Source organism: Schaalia sp. HMT-172, from assembly GCF_030644365.1.
Lineage (GTDB): Bacteria > Actinomycetota > Actinomycetes > Actinomycetales > Actinomycetaceae > Pauljensenia.
The window spans coordinates 338,096-353,891 of the sequence record NZ_CP130058.1 but is presented as its reverse complement, the minus strand read 5'-3'; the positions used below and the strand labels follow the sequence as shown (position 1 = coordinate 353,891).

The window sequence follows — 15,796 nt, the reverse complement described above, 5'->3', positions numbered from 1 at the left end:
CCGCCGAACACAAACAGGCAGACTATGAACATCCCAACCCGGAGGAGACAATGGTTCAGAGCACGCAGACCGCTACTGCACTCACTCCACTGACGGTCACCTACGACGATCAAACGGTCGACCTGTCAGTCCCGCAGCTGTCTCCGCTGGCGGAGCTGATCCCCACGATTCTGCGCAGCATCGGGCGAATGGACGTCTACGGCGCATCCGCCGGCTTCACGGTGTCAACCTCTTCGGGACAGGTCCTCGACCAGTCCCTGTGCCTGCGCGACCAAGGCGTACGCGCGGGCGCCTCCCTCACCCTCGAGCGCGCCGGCCAGGGACGCGACGATCAACGCTTCGACGACCTGGTCGAGGCCGTGGGAAGTGCCGTAGAGAACACGGTCGACCCGTGGACACCCCTTGACTCCCTCCAGCTCTCCGCCTACGCTTCCGCACTCTTCGTCGGCCTCGCCGGCGTCCTGCTCCTATCCGGCGCATCCCAAGGCTCCTCACTCTCCGGCGTCGTGTCCTCACTGAACGAGATCCGCACCATCGCCTACCCCATCATCGGCGCGGTCGGCGCGCTCCTCCTGACCGGCACCGCCGCCGTCGTCGCACGCAGGCTCGACAAGCCCGCCGTCGCGGTCCTCGCGAACTGCGCGCCCGTCCTCCTCGCCTGCTCAATCGCCGGCGCACTACCCGCCGGCCCGTGGACCGCCTACGGCGCACTCGCCGCAGGCGGCGCCCTCACGGTCGGGGCGCTCAGCTCCCTCGTCCTGCCCGGCCGACTGCGCGCCAGCGGCCTCACACCCGCCATCATCGGCGTGTCCCTCGGCCTCTTCGGCCTCCTGTCCGGCACCCTCGGCATTCAACCCGAGCGCATCTGCGCCCTCCTCGCCGCGCTCCTCCTGCTCGCCTGCCTGAGTATCCCGTGGCTCGCCATGGCCTCGACGCCCGTGCGCGTCACCGGCCCCTCAGCGGCCGCCCAGATTGACCCTCGGCATATCGACAAGTCCGTCTCCATGGGCGTGTCCATGTCCGTGTCCATCCGACTCGGCACCTGCCTCGCGCTGGTCATTCTCACGCCCATCCTGTGCTCCACCTCCCAGGGCATCGCACTGTCCGCCCTGATCGGAGCGGCCCTCATGCTCTCCACCCGCTCCATCCGCTCGCGCGTCGAGGTCCTCATCGGAGTCCTCTCCGGCATGGCCGTCCTCGCGTGGGCCGCCTACGCCGCCGCCCTCCAGTCGGCCACCTCCCTGCTCCTCGTGCTCGTCACCTCCCTGACAGGCAGCCTCCTCGTGCTGGCCACCAACGTCGTCACCCCGAAGACCCGCCCCTGGCTCTCGCGCACCGCCGACACGATCAGCACGCTCGTCATCATCGCCGTGCCGCCCTTCGCTCTGTACATGTGGGGAATGTAAATGGCATCCAATAAGGACATTCTCGAGGCCCAGCGCTACAACCGCCGACGCCTGATCACCTCCTTCGTCGCAGGCTCGCCCGAAGGAAAAGAAGTCGAACCCCAGGCCCCAACTCGTCCTTTCCTCATCGGAGCCGCCCTGGCCGTCGTCATGCTCCTCGTGAGCGTCGGCCTGCGCTTCCTCTACCCCGGCGCCGACACCAAGCAATCCGCCGGCCTCGCCGTCGTCTCCAGCTCCGGTGCCCGCTACTACCTCCAAGACGGACAGTGGCACCCGATCTCCAACCGGACCTCGGCGCGCCTCCTCGGCGACTCCTCCACAGGCACCATGAAGATCTCCGACGCCGACCTGGCGAAGTACAGCCAAGGCCAAGCCCTGGGCATCGCCGACGCGCCCGAGGACGTCCCCTCCGACAAGAACCACATGACCGCCGACTGGACGAGCTGCGCCATCGCCGAACGCACCTTCACGTGGATCGGCAACTCCTCGCTGCTCAAGAGCAACGGCCTGCGCGCCGCCCGCAGCGCCTACGTCGCCCCCGTCGGAGGCACCGACTCCTACATCGTCTCCGGCTCCACCAAGTTCCGCATCCCCGCCGCCGCGGGAGAAACCGTCGCCCGCCTGCGCCTGGGCTCCTCCCCCATCTCCGTCAACCCGAACTGGATCTCCCTCTTCGACGACGGACCCGACCTGGCCACCTGGACAGTCGAGAATCCCGGCGGCCCCATGGATTCCTACCCGCAGAACAACAACTCCCTGCGCCAGGGCAGCATCATCGCGGTCAAAGACACCGGCTCGACCACGTACTACGTGCTCGTCAGCACCGGCCACGCCTACCCGCTGTCCCCCCTCGCCGCCGCGCTCTACGAAGGCAGCCCCCTCGCCCCCAACGGCACCATCGAAACCGCTCTGACGATCCAACCCGGCGCCTTCGCACAGGCCTTCACCATCGCCAAAACCGACGTCGAACCCTCCCCCTTCCCCAAGGAATGGGCGGCCCTCGAAGGCCTCTACCCCTTCGACTCCGACTCCACCACCTCCGGCTCCGACGACGACAACCCCAAGGTCGTCCGCGTGCGCGACCAGGTCCCCTGCGCCACCCTCGAGCAGGGCAAGTCCGACTCCTCCGGCGCCGTCACCACACAACAGAGCTCCACCACCGCCCACGCCACGCTGACTGTCATGTCCCAGGAAGGCGCGCGCCGCTCCACCTGGAACCTCGACCCGACGGCCGCCACCCCGGCCTCGTACTCGGCGGGCTCCGCCCTGGTCAAATCCGGCTACGGCACCCTCGCCCAAGGATCCACCAACGGCCAAACGGAGACGCCCCTGACCTTCGTATCCGACCTCGGCCTGCGCCACTCCCTCGGCGACGACCAGAAAGACACCCTCCAGCGCCTCGGCTGGGGCACCGACTACGTCCAGACCGTGCCCGAACAGTGGCTCGAACTGATCCCCAGCGGCGTCGAGCTGTCGAACCGAGCCGCGCGCCGGGAGGTCGCCAGCGGAGGCAAGTCATGACGCTCGCGCGCACCACCGGCACCCGTCGCGCCCTCCGCGCGGGCGCCTGCCTCCTGGCCGGCACCTGCCTCACCGTCAGCGCCGCCGTGCCCAGCCACGCCGACACGCCGACCCCCACCCCTACCCCCACGGCCACCCCTACCCCCACCCCCACGGCCGGCAAGAACTCCGGCGGCTGCCTGTCCAGCACCGAATTCATCAGCTCCTACCCGCAGAGCGCCGACAAACGCATCGACCTCGAGCGCGTCTGGGACATCACCAAGGGCGAACACGTCACCGTCGCCATCGTCGACTCCGGCATCAGCCCCACCAGCAAACACTTCACCCCCGTCAACCCCGCCACCGACGGCGGCGCAGACTCGGCCCGTTTCCCCTCCGGTTCAGTCGTCCTGCCCGGCCTCGACCTCGTCAATGGCGGCGACGGGCGCACCGACACCTACGGTCACGGCACCCAGGTCGCCGGCATCATCGCCTCGCGCCTGCTCCCCGAACAATCCGCACTCGAAGGCGTCGCCCCGCGCGTCGCCCTGCTGCCCGTGCGCGTCTACGACACCTTCAACGAGGACCCCCAGCAGGGGCCCACCGGCCTCGACGCGGGCAAGACCGCCCAGGGCATCGAATGGGCCGCCGCGCAAGGCGCCCAGATCATCGTCGTCCCGCAGTCCCAGCCCACCCCGGACTCCCGCCTCGACGCCGCCGTCGCAGCCGCCACCGCGGCCGGCTCCCTGGTCGTCGCATCGGCGGGCAACGCCGACTCCCAGATCGTCCAGCAGTACGGCGAAGACACCGTCCCGCGCTACCCGGCCGCGATCCCCGACGTCCTCGCCGTCACCAGCGCCACGGCCGGAGTACCCGACGGCGGCCAAGTCTCCGGCGTCCACGTCGACATCGCCGCGCCCTCCATCGCCGCGCTCACCACGGCCGTCGCGGGCGGCGACTGCCTGACCGGCGAAGCCAACAACGAGACCACCGGCAGCTCCTCCTTCGCGAGCGCCTACGCGGCGGGCGCCGCCGCGCTGGTCGCCTCAGCGCACCCCGACGAGACACCGGCCATGTGGAAGTGGCGCCTCGAAGCCACCGCACGCCGCGCCAACCCCATCGCATCGACCACCGCCATCGGCTGGGGCATGATCAACCCCTACGCGGCCGTCACCATCGCCGCAAACGCCCACGTCGACGGCCCCATCAACCCCATGACGGGCACCAGCGGAAACGATACTCCCCCCATCCTGCCCGTCACCGAACGCTCCTCTGGCGCCGAAGCCCGCACCCGCGCCGACCTGACCATCGCAGGCATCGCCTTCGCGTGCGTCACGTTCCTCGGGTGCCTCGTCGTCGTGTCCTGGCTGCGCAAGCCGGGCCGCGGCCGCTAAGCGCTCAATTCACCGCCACGCAGGCGTTGATCGACTGGGACTGCAAGCCCGAAGACGCCACGACCGTGCGCACCGTCAAACAATTGTCGCCGCCGCGCGTCGCGGGCAGCGTCACGGACGCGACCGGGCTCGACGCGCCCAGCGGCGCCTCACCCGGGCGCTCCAGGCGGTACTGGAACATCAGCTGGTCGCTCGTGTAGTTCGAATCGGCGGGCGCCGTCCACGTCCACACGATCGAATCGCCCTCCACACGGCCGCTCAGGCCCGTGGGAGCCGCCGGAGGCACCGTGAGCTTACTCGGATCCTCCTGGCTCGCCGTCGGCGCTTCCGTAGGGTCGATACGCACCGAGTGCCCGCCGCCCGTCAGCATCGCGACAACGAGGCCCGCCACCACGACCGCGCCCACCAGCACGAGGGCAATCACCGCGGGAACGGGCAGACGCCGGACGACACGCTCCTCCTCATCGTCGAAGGACGTCTCCGCCGCGCGGCCCGTCGACAGGTTGCGCGGATGATGCCACGAGTCCGCGATCGGCACGACGCCGGACTCCGAAAAATCAAAACCCACACCCGAGCGGATCGTCACGTCCTGCGCGGCCGACGCCCCCCGAGGCCTCGTCCCCTCCCCCTGGGAGGGCACCGGAACCGGGAAGCCAGCCGGGGACGCCGGTCCCGGCACCGAGGGCCGAGGCATGTGCGGCGCATCGCGCACCTCAATCGGCGTCACGGGAAGCCCCGCCAGGCGCTGAATACCCTGGAGCGACTGCGCAAACGCCAGGGCGGAGCGGGTCCTGCGGGCCGGATCCACGCTCATCGCCGCGCGCAGCACCTCGTCGAGCTCCTCGGGCACGTCCGCGCGCGCAACCCCGCGCAGGCGCCCTGAACGCACCCGCATCGCGACCGCAACCGTCGTGTTATCCCCAATCGGATCCTCGAAGGGGCTGCGGCCCACCAGCAGCGTCCACAGCGACGACGCCAACGCCCACACGTCCTGGGACGGCTCCGCGACCGAGTTCCCATCGTGCTGCTCGGGCGGCGCCCACAGCACCGAAAAACCGTCGACGCTGCCGCCCGCGCCCTCGCCAATGCGCGCACTCACGCCGAAATCCGTCAACACCGGCGCCTTGTACGAGTCCAGCATGATGTTGCCGGGCTTAATGTCCCGATGCACGTAGCCCGACCGGTGCAGCATCTCCACGCCCGACGAAATGCGGATCATCATGTCCAACGCCGACGCCAGATCCATCGGGCGAGCCCGCACCTGATCCGCGATATTCGCAACCGGGCAGTACTCCATGATGAGGAACTGGCGGCCGTCGGGCAGCGACCCCACGCCGTACAGGTTGACGATGGCCGGGTGGCTCGACACGCGAGCCATCGCGTCGGCCTCGTACCTGATCGCCTCGTTGCCGCCCTCCACATTCGGGCGAGCAACCTTGATCGCGACATCACGCGACGGAACCTGCTGATGGTACAGGTGCACGTCCGCGAATCCGCCCGACCCGAGGGCACGAATCCACCGGAACCCCTCAATGTGCGGGCCGGCGCCCACAACCGCTCCACGCGTCACGGCCTACTCCTCCCGCTCGACGGATTCTCCAGCGGACCATCCGCATCCTCGCCGTCCTCCAGCAAGGAACCCACGCCTCGTACCGACTCCTTCCCGGCCGCCGGCGGGCGCCTCCACGTGCGCAGCAGCGAACGCAGCGAGAAGCGACGCCGCAGGCGCACCCACAGGCTCGCGGAAGACGCCAGGGACCGCTTGAGCTGATCGACGTCCGACCACGCGGACTCCGCTTCCTTCTGGCCGCCCGTCGCCGCCGCGAAATCAGCGACGTCCGCGCGGCGAGCGATCGCCACCGTCATCGGCACGCGCTCACGGAACAGCGTCCACCCCGGGATCAGCGCCGAGGTCGAAGCCTGGGACGCCACGCGCTGCGCCTCGGCTCCCTCTTCCTGCCCCTCGCGCAGCTTCCAGAACGAGGCCAGCGCCCACGCCGCCTCCTGGCGGGTCTGGTCGGCGCGCACGCGCACGCCCGCGTCAATCGCCATATCCACGACCTCGTCCCACGAACCCACCAGGGCCACGCCGGGCGAGGCCTTGCGGCGCACGCGAGTCCGCCTGGCCTTGAGCGCAGCAATCAGCGCGAACGGCGCAAGCAGCAGGAGCAGCGAACCGGACACGGTGCCGATCAGCAGCCACGGGATGCCCGCCCCCGGCGGTTCCTTCGCGGCCACATCCTGGTCGCGGTTCACCGGCGGCAACTCCACGGGCTCCTCGGGCGGCTCCGGCGGCTGAAGCACCTGGGGACGCGGCGAATTCTTCTTCTTTTCCGAATTGTCCTGCGGCACCCGGTCCTTATCCGGCGTCGGATCGAACACGGCCCAGCCGATGCCCTCGAACTCCATCTCGACCCACACGTGCATGTCGGTGCCCACGAGCGTACTCGCGTCCGCCGACTCGCCCGACGGGTACGCGCCGATCGCGACGCGCGCGTTCCAGCCCAGCTGGTGCAGCATGAGCGCCATCAGGGCCGCATACTGCTCGTCGTCGCCGATCAGTTGGCCGCTATCCGACACCATCGCGGACAGTCGATTGAGGTGATGACCCGGGCGCGACTGATCCGTGTTCTCCGTCAAGTAGTAACCCTCATTGTGCAGGTACTGCTCGATCGCGCGCGCCTTCTCAATCGGCGAGGACGCCGAGCCCACAATGCTCGCCATGAACGTGTCGAGGCCGCTCGGGTAGGGCTCGTCCGTATCCGAATGGAACTTCACCGGCGTCGCGCCCGCGAACTGCGAATCCGTCGGCGTCACGATCGAGTCCGCGCTGATCGTCACCGTCTGCGGCTGGGCGGGCAGGCCCGTCGTCAGCGCCGCATCCGCCCACATGTCAAAGCGCAGGCCCTCCTGCTGTGCGCGAGCGTTCTCCCCGCCGAAGGTCACCGAGCGGACGTCTCCGGCCACCGGCACCCACGGGCCCACAATGCCCGAGGTCTCGATCGTCGCCGTGAACGAGCCGTCGCTGCCCTGCGACCGAGTACGCGGAATCGTCGAGCCAACCGACACGTAGCCGTTACGCACGCTCACCGTCGACGCCTGCCCATCCGACTGGGCCGCGACCGAGGTGGACACCTGGCTCTTCGGGGCGCTCATCGTAAAGGTCGTCCCGTCGTACACGTCCAACGCCGCCAAGCGCACGCGCGTGCGCGCCGGCAGCCCACGCACCGTCATGACCGTCTGCTCCGCCAGGTCCTTCTTGTAATGGCGGAACGCCGACAGCGGCGACGGGTACTGACGCACGTTAAACGGCGGCTCCACCTTCTCGCGGGCCACGATCCGTCGGCCCACCGGCCCCCACGAGGCCGTCGCCGGCAGGGCCACGCCCACCGCCAGCGCGATCATCAGGGACGAGGCCAACAGCCGCCGGGAACGGAACACCGCCTGACGGGAGGGACCGCGCGTCGAGGCCGTCGCAGCGCTCGCCCCGCCACGGCCTCGTCGATTGACGGACACGTCCAACCCCAGCGACAGGCGCTGGTGGGAAGAAGCCCACGCGAGCCACAGGAACGCGCCCGCGAACCACACCATGAACGGCCACACGGGCGGCACGACACCGGACAGGCCGAAAGCCAGACCCACGACGCCCATCACGGCGACGGGGATGATGCCCAGGAGCGGACGCCCCCACCGCACCGAGACGAGGCCGGAGATCAGCGCGCACAGCAGGCCCGTGATCCACGGGACCAGCGCGGGGCCCACGTAGGAGGCCGCCGGCGGCGTCAGCGTCAGGAGGTCCTTCCACGAGCTCACCGAGCCGCGCACGAGGGTCAGCAGCGTGTCCGTCGTGGGCACGACGCCCCAGCGCACGGTCGACGGCAGGGCGATCGGGCCGCCCAGCAGGAAGTAGGCGACGAGCAGCGCCGCGAGGGTCGAGAGCGTGTCCCACGACCAGCGCGTCGAGGCAGCCGCGATAAGCAGGCCGACCGCGACGCCTGAACCGGCGGCGATCAGGCCGACGGACGACCCGAAGACGGCCTCGTGCGTGAGGACCGGCCCCGCAAAGAGCACGGCCAACGCGACGAAGGACAGGAGCGGCAGGCGGGGCCTGGCGCGACCAAGAGCATCGACAGTCACCGGATATCACCCACCAAATGCGCCAGCTCGCGCAGCGACGGACAATCGAAAAGCACGCCGCCCTCCAAGCTCCGCCGACGCGCGCGCTGCTTCGGGTTAATGCGCAGGATCTGTACAGTCACGTCGCGGGGAGTGACCTGCGCGAGGTGCGCGGCCTCCTCGTCCGTGACCGCGGGGGACGCGATGACGCTGACGTAGGAGGCCGACGGGCACGAGGCGAAGGCGCGGCGCACGAGCGCCGTGATGTTCGAACGCCCGGAGTACGTCAGTGAGGCCAGGGAGTCGAGCATGCTGACCGCCCCGGTCGCCGGAATCCACCGCTTGCCCGCGGCAAAAGACACCGTGCGCGAGGCGGAAATCCCCGCCAGGGCGAGGGAAGCGGCCACCGACACCCCGTCCTCGAAGGCGTCACGATCCCAGGAGGAGCGCGCCGTGTCGAGCACGATCAGGTGGTGGGAGCGGTGCGTCTCCTCGTACTGGCGCACGATGAGCTTGCCGAGGCGCGCCGTGGACTGCCAGTGCACGGCGCGTCGATCGTCGCCCGGCTCGTAGTCGCGCAGCGCGTGGAAGGACACGTCGGAGCTGGACAGCTTCGCCGTCACCACGCCCTCGACGTCGACCTGGAAGCCGGTCGCGTCGAAAGGCACGCGCACCGTGCGCGGATGGACGTAGAGGGTCACCGGGTTATCCCAGGAACGCACGCGGCGCAGCAGGCCCAGGCCGTCAGAGCGCACGGTGCGGGCCGGGCCGATCTCGATGACGCCGCGGCGGCGGGTCACGACGGAGAAGAACTCGTCCCACGTCCGGTGGGAGGGCACGCCCGGGATGACGAACTCGGCGACGCCGGCGCCGATGGGCAGCTCGATGACCTCGGAGCCGCCGCGGCGGGAGGTGTCGTTGACGACGCGGATCTCGCCCAGAGCCGTCTGCCCGGCCGTCACCCTCTCCTGGGGCAGGCGCAGCGACACGCGGTAGGGCGAGGGGGCGGCGACGAGCACGATCGCGATGACCAGCAGGGCCACGCACGCGATGGCCAGCGCGAAGGCCTCGGCCCATCCCACGACTCCCGCGACAACCAGTCCCGCGATCGCCGAGGCGATCACCAGCCACCCGAAGGGGGTGACGATGCCGCACGCGGCCAGCACGTAGCGCATTCCCGGGATCGCGCGGAGACGACGATCCAGCGCGGTACGCGCCGAGGCGACGGCCCGCAGGACGCGCGGTCGTTCCGTCAGGCCGATGTCGGCCTTCACACGCTTCATGGCGTTCCTCCCATCAGATCGGTTCCTCTCACGCCCCGGCCGCTACCGGCGCGGCTCGCAGCTTTCCACTCGCACCGCCCCGTTCAGCTCGGCCTGCGAGCCGGCCCGCGTCGCGATGCCGGACTCGACCTCGGGGCCGCCCACGATGACCTCGCGGGGGTGGCCGGGATCGACGTCGGAGGAGACGCGGCACACGTGCTGGACGGACACGCCCGGCGTAAAGCCGGGGGCCACCAGGTTGAAGGTGTGGCACGCCTGGCCGGGGACCTGCCCGGCGACGCCCGGGCTGCAGTTCTCGACCCACTTGGTGGACACGCCCAGCTCGGTGGTGATGCCGTTGGAGTCCGCCGAGGCCTCGCCCTGCGAATTCCTGGCAACCACGTGGGCGCTCACCTGCGCGCCCTCGGGGAGGTTGTTGACCACGACGGATTGCGAGCCCAACATGTTGACCTGCTGGCCACCCACCGTCACCGTCAACTCCGTCATGGCCGGGTAGGCCTCGGCGACGGCCACATTCACGCGGACCGCGCCGGGCCCGGCCTTCGAGACCGTCACGCCCTGCAGGGTCGGGGGCGCGATGGGCTGTCCATCGGCGCGCACGGGAGTCGACGCAACCGTCTCACCCGAGGTCGCCAGACCCACCTGGCAGAAGTAGTAGGTGCGCGCAGCAATACCGCTGCCCTCGATGAGCATGCCGTCGCGAGCCTCCGAACCATTGACACACGAGCCCGGATCCGAGGAGTAGCGCAGGCTCAACTCGCCGACGGCGAAGCCGTTACCGGGCGCCTTGGTCAGGTTCCTGACCACCAGCTCGCCGTGCTTGCCCGTGCCCTCGAGCGTCGGAGCACCGATCGGCATGGGCACGGTCGATAGCGAGAAGCTCTGAGTCGACGTCGAATGGTCGCCCTCGGCGTTGGACAGATCCACGGTCACGGACACCGAGTTGCCGGGGGTGACGCCGTCGACATGGACGAAGGCGGTCGAGCCGTCGACCGTTATCGGATCCAGCCCGTCCACGGTCACGGTCGTGGGCCCCCAGTTGGTGCCACCGGAGCGGCCAAGCTTCCACGAGACGTCGACGGAACCCGTCGACCCGTCGGCGCTCGAGCCCACGTGCCTCAGCGCGATCGCACTGGCGGGATCCGGCTTGCCGTGCGGGGTCGTGTTCGCCGGCTGGGACCACTCGGCCTGCTTCTCCGCGCCATTCCGGGCGACGATCGACACCGTGTAGTTGACGCCGTTCTCCAGGTCGCCGATTGTCGCCGACGTAGCGGAGGCGTCGGCCGTCGTCTGCTTGCTGGAGCCATCGCCGCCATTGACCGCGATCTCATACTTCGTGATCGGGGACCCCTCGTTGTCCGGAGCGCTCCAAGTCACGGTGACCTGACCGTTGCCCGCCGACAGGGTCGGCACGGCCATCTTGGCCGGCGTCGCGTCGACCTGGACCTCCGCCGAGGCCTCCGACGGGTCGGAATCGCCGACGGCGTTGCGGGCAACGACGGTGAACTTGTGCCAAGCGCCGTTGGTCAGACCCGACACCTCACACACCGTCTGCTGACACACCGCGCCCCCACCCTGCGAGCTCGTCACCATGTACTGCGTGATGCGCGCACCGTTATCGGCGCCCGGCGTGAAGGACACGGAGGCGCGGCCCGGACCCGTCGCGGTGGCATGAACGTTCTCGGGGCGATCCGGGCGGTCGCGCACCGTCACCGACACGCGGCCCTCGACCACGCGCGAGGAATCCAGCGTCTTATCGATCACTCGATAGACGATCACCATGTTCCCGTGGAAGCCCGCGCGCGGGCTCACCGCCAGGACCGTGCCCTGCGGGTCCACCGTGCCCTCGCCGACCTCAACGGTCGCCCGCTGAATCGTGATCGGCGTGTCCGGGAACGGGTTCGTCGTGTACTGCGTCAGATCCACGTTCACGGTGCTGCCCGCATCCGCGACGATCTGCGCGAGGGACGTCTGGATGAGCGGGCGCGTCGAGGCCACGACCTCGATCGGCACCTTCGCGCTCACCGGGCTGCCCGAGCCATCGTCCACGCTCAGCGTCAGCGAGCCGGCGGACCCCGGCCTCGTACCGGCCTCCGCGCTCACCGCCAGGCGGGTCTCCGACTCATTACGCACCGTGATACCCGAGGGGATGTCCGACACGCGGTAGGTGAAGGACGACGGGTCGGGCGTATCCGGGTCGGAGACCATCAGCGGCAGGTTCACGGACGTCTCTTCGCCCGACGCGACGCGGATCACCGTCGGCGTGATCGTCGGCGGGTGGTTCTGCGTGGCCTCCACCTGGATCGGCAGGGTCAGCGACGCCGAGGACGCTGACTCGTCCCCTTCGCGCCCGTCGAAGACCTCGACGTTCACGAAGGTCTTACCCACGTAGCTCGAATCGACGGTGAAAGAAATGGACGTCTCGTCGGCCGTCAGGTTCGTCAGGCCGGCGCCCCCGCGCACGGTCGACACGTCGCGAATGTAGGCGTGCGCGTCGCGCTTGACCATCACGAAATCGTCGAGGGACAGGGTCTTGGACTCCCCCGCCTTCAGGCGGATCGGCACGCGCGAGGGGTTCACCGCGGGCACCTTGCGTTCCGCGCCGGGCACCGACACGACCGCCGAGGAGGACAGCCCGTCCTGGTCCGTGATCGAGTAGACCACGAGGCGGCGATCCGTCTGCGGTGTCACCGTCACCTTGTGCGTCGTGTTATCCACGCTCACGCCGTCGGCGCTCGAGGAGATCGTCAGCTCCGACAGGGCGCCATCCGGATCCTCGTCGTTGGCGAGCACGCTGACCTCGACCGGGGCGCCGTCACGCGGCATGTCGGACAGCGACACGAGGTCGTCGCGCGCGATCGGCGCCATGAGCGGCGCGTCCGCGGCGACGTTCACCGTCAACTGACCCGTCGCGGATCCGCCGCGGCCGTCCTCGACCACGTAGGTGACGACGAAAGGATTCTCCTCGGCGGGCGTCGTCAGCGACACGGAGGTGGCCGACACGACCGAGGCCTGCACCTGGCTGTTCGAGGACTCCAGGGATCCCTCGCGCAGCTTCAGGGTGTCGCCGTCGGGATCGACGTCGTTCGACAAGACGTTGACCTCGATGGTGCGCGACGGGCGCGCCTGGATGACGTCGGGCAGCGCAACCGGGTTGTGGTTAAGTTCCGAGGGCGGTGCCACGCCCACGCGCACGCGCGCCTTCGCCTGGCGGCCCAGGCGATCCTCGACCGTGTAGGTGAACACGTCCGTGCCGGAAGCATCCGAGTTCGGCGTGTACTCGATCCACTCGGTGCCCAGCGTCGCCGTGCCCATCGTCGGAGGCTGGTCGATGCCCACCAGGGTCACGGAGTCGCCGTCCGGGTCGATGCCGTTGAGGGGCACCGGGATGCGCGTCGTCTGGCCGGCGGCCGCCCACGCCGTCAGAGCCTTGGGCTGGGGCGCGGAATTCGCCTGCTCGGCGCCGATGACGTTGAAGGTTGCCGTCGCGCTGGCCGTGTTGCCGGCGCTGTCGGTCACCGTGTAGGTCACGTCGACGCGGCCCGTCTTCTGCCCGGCCTCGAAACGCACCAGGTTACCGGTCACGAAGGCGTGTCCGTACTCGGAGTCGACCGTGCCCGCCAGGGACGAGGACACGCTCATCTGCAGGCCGGAGGGCGAACGGTCGTTCGCGAGGACCTGGATGGAGGCGATGTCACCCACGCGCACCTTCGCCGAGTCGTCTTGCAGCTCGAGCGGGGCGCGATCGTCCTTCGCGCGCGTCGGAATGACGGCCACCGAGGCCGTGGCGGCGCCCGAGCCGTTGGACACCGTGTAGGTGAAGCGCGCGATGTCGTCGAGGCCGGCGGGCGCGGTCACGCGCAGGAGGTGGCGGTCGATGAGGGCCACCTCGATGCCCGCGTCAGAGTCGACCTCGATGGACTGGACGACGAGGACGCCGCCGGAGGGATCCGTGTCGTTGGCCAGGGGTGCGACCAGGGCGGAGCCACCGCTGGGCAGGATCGCGATATCGTCCTCGGCGACCGGTGCCGCGTGTTCGTCGCCGGCGACGACGTCCACGCGCACGACGCCGACGACGGCCTCGGGCCCGTCGCTGACGGTGTAGGTGAACTCGTAGGAGCCCACCTGCGAGCCCGTGAAGGTCACGACACCCAGCTCCAGGTCGGGCACCAGCGTCGTCGACGCGGGCGCGGTCGAGACCTTCGTGAGCGTCAGAACGTCGCCGTTGGGGTCCGTGTCGTTCGCCAGCGGCGCGACCACCAGGGGTTCGCCCACGCGCGCGACGTAGAAGTCAGCGTTCGCGATCGGCGCGATGTTGCCGGGCTCCTGGACGAGGACGGTCAGCTCACCCTCGGTGGTCAGCCAGCCGTCGGACACGTACACGGACACCGTGTGGGCGCCCGTGCTGGCGCCGATGTCGCGGATCGACAGGGTACCGTCTTCGGAGAACTGAACCGACAGGCCCTCGGAGCCCTCGGCCCTCTCCAGGAAGATCTGGTCGCCATCCGGGTCGATCCAGTCGGCCAGGACGTTGTATTCAATCTGCGCGTCCGCGCCGAGCTTGACGTTGGCGTCGTGGACGCGCTTGGGGCCGACGTTCTCGCTCCACGGGTGCACGCGCAGGGAGACGTTCGCGGTGGCCGAGGCCAGGCCGTCGGAGGCGGAATAGGTGAAGGAACTGGTCCCCTGCGCGTCGTCGCCGACGCCCGTGATCTGCAGGGCGCGCCCGCCGCGCGTGACGACGACCGAGCCGAAGGAAGGCTGCGAGGTCGCCTCCGCGGTGAGCACGTCACCGTCGGAATCAGAGTCGTTCTGCAAAACGGGCAGGAGCGTGGACTTTCCGGGGCGCACGCCGAAGTCGTCGTCGACGGCTGTGGGGGGCGTGTTCTTCTCGTTGCGCTGCGGGTCGCTGATCTGCTCGAGCAGGTCGGGGTTGGATTCGTCCGACTCGACCTCGTTGGCGTCCGGGTTGTCCTGATCCCAGTTGTCGACCATGATCATGTCGCGGTCGGGCAGCCACACGGTGCCGGCATCGACGTCGTTGAGGACGATGCGGGTGCGGTTGACGCGGAAGACCGGCTGCTTCGACGTGGCCAGGTTCTCGACGTTCGAATAACGCTGGGTGCCGCTCTCACACACGCGGATCGCCGCACCCGAGGTGCCCCACGCGCCGTATGCGCAGCCCTGGTGGAAGGCCGGGGGCGCGGGGACGCCGCCGATGCTCGACCCCTCCTGCGCCGGCGTCACGGTGGGGGCGCCGCCGTCCAGCGGCACGCTCACGAGAGAATCGGCGGTCGCCAGGAGCACCGAGGACGAGGCCGGGCCCGCCATCTGCAGGGACGCGCCCGGGGCGATCCCATCCCCGTTGAGCGCGCGCGTGCGCCCCGAGGGCAGCACGAGGGTATTGGTCGTCGCGTCGTAAATGACGGGCTTGTCGCCGACCGCGGTGATCGACAGGTCATCGCCAGCGGAAATACCGCTGAGCGTGGACTTCGACACCGACCAGGTCGCCCCCGCGCGCGACACCGTCGTCAGCGTCGCGTACTGCGGCGCGTAGGCGTAGACAGTGCCCTTCATCGACACCGTCACCACGCCCCCGGCCAAGCCGTCGGCGATGGCCTCCGTGTCGTCGTACTTCAGGGCGTCGGGACGGTTCGCGTCCCCCACCCACAGGTATCCGGCCGACGCGTCGAGGACCGCGAGCGTCGTTGCGCCCTGCGCGACCTGCGAGCCCTCCGGCACCGTGATCGCACCGCCCAGCTTCATGCCCGCCACGTCGACGGAAGACACGGAGTGAGTCGTCTCATCGCCGATCGTCACCGTGCGCCCATCCTGGCCCAGGGAGACCTGCGCGCTCGGCGTCGACACGAAGCCGTCGAAGGTCAGCGCATCGTAGTTCAAGTGGCCCAGAGACAGGTCCGACCCCTTCGACACCCAGATGCCGCCGTCGTCCACGTCGAGCTCCGTCACCTCAATGCCGCGATGGATGAGTGCAACGACGACGAGAATCGACGCCAGCAGCAACACACCGATCGCGGGAAGACGACGCGACACCCGACGAAGCGCCTTCACGGCGCGGTCACTTTTCGCCACGATG

At 69.6% G+C, this 15,796-nt stretch carries 7 protein-coding genes; 3 read left to right on the top strand and 4 right to left on the bottom strand.

All coding sequences use genetic code 11. The features are described 5' to 3' along the window. Positions 1-50: 50 nt before the first annotated feature. Genes QU663_RS01435 through QU663_RS01425 form a run of 3 tightly spaced genes read left to right on the top strand, consistent with a single transcriptional unit; the run spans position 51 to position 4,300 of the window. Entirely contained in the window at positions 51-1,406 is a 1,356-nt protein-coding gene (locus QU663_RS01435) for an EsaB/YukD family protein (RefSeq protein WP_021612165.1), read from the top strand. Then, the gene (locus QU663_RS01430) at positions 1,407-2,927 is read left to right on the top strand and encodes a type VII secretion protein EccB (RefSeq protein ID WP_021612166.1); all 1,521 of its coding nucleotides are present in this window, start codon (positions 1,407-1,409) and stop codon (positions 2,925-2,927) included. It begins immediately after the preceding gene. Next, on the top strand, positions 2,924-4,300 hold the full coding sequence (locus QU663_RS01425; RefSeq protein WP_304990637.1) for a S8 family serine peptidase: 1,377 nt from the start codon (positions 2,924-2,926) through the stop codon (positions 4,298-4,300). The genes QU663_RS01430 and QU663_RS01425 overlap by 4 nt, the downstream gene beginning before the upstream one ends. A 4-nt stretch (positions 4,301-4,304) precedes the next feature. Here QU663_RS01425 and QU663_RS01420 read toward each other — a convergent pair whose 3' ends face one another. The 4 genes from QU663_RS01420 to QU663_RS01405 are packed head-to-tail and all read right to left on the bottom strand — an operon-like array spanning position 4,305 to position 15,792. Continuing rightward, the gene (locus QU663_RS01420) at positions 4,305-5,870 is read right to left on the bottom strand and encodes a serine/threonine-protein kinase (protein ID WP_034481926.1); all 1,566 of its coding nucleotides are present in this window, start codon (positions 5,868-5,870) and stop codon (positions 4,305-4,307) included. Then, entirely contained in the window at positions 5,867-8,437 is a 2,571-nt protein-coding gene (locus tag QU663_RS01415; RefSeq protein WP_021612451.1) for a transglutaminaseTgpA domain-containing protein, read from the bottom strand. Before QU663_RS01415 ends, QU663_RS01420 begins: the two co-directional genes overlap by 4 nt. Next, positions 8,434-9,699 (bottom strand): DUF58 domain-containing protein, encoded by a 1,266-nt coding sequence (locus QU663_RS01410; protein ID WP_009058590.1) that lies wholly within the window; start codon positions 9,697-9,699, stop codon positions 8,434-8,436. The genes QU663_RS01415 and QU663_RS01410 overlap by 4 nt, the downstream gene beginning before the upstream one ends. 42 nt (positions 9,700-9,741) lie before the next feature. Next, positions 9,742-15,792 carry an Ig-like domain-containing protein gene (locus QU663_RS01405; protein ID WP_232210947.1) on the bottom strand — a complete coding sequence of 2,017 codons (6,051 nt, stop codon included), beginning with the start codon at positions 15,790-15,792 and terminating at the stop codon, positions 9,742-9,744. Positions 15,793-15,796: the final 4 nt, after the last annotated feature.

Bases quoted from the DNA above. Each gene is read 5' to 3' on its own strand.
- QU663_RS01435 (WP_021612165.1), top strand. From the start codon at position 51: ATGGTTCAGAGCACGCAGACCGCTACTGCACTCACTCCACTGACGGTC.
- QU663_RS01430 (WP_021612166.1), top strand. From the start codon at position 1,407: ATGGCATCCAATAAGGACATTCTCGAGGCCCAGCGCTACAACCGCCGA.
- QU663_RS01425 (WP_304990637.1), top strand. From the start codon at position 2,924: ATGACGCTCGCGCGCACCACCGGCACCCGTCGCGCCCTCCGCGCGGGC.
- QU663_RS01410 (WP_009058590.1), bottom strand. From the start codon at position 9,699: ATGAAGCGTGTGAAGGCCGACATCGGCCTGACGGAACGACCGCGCGTC.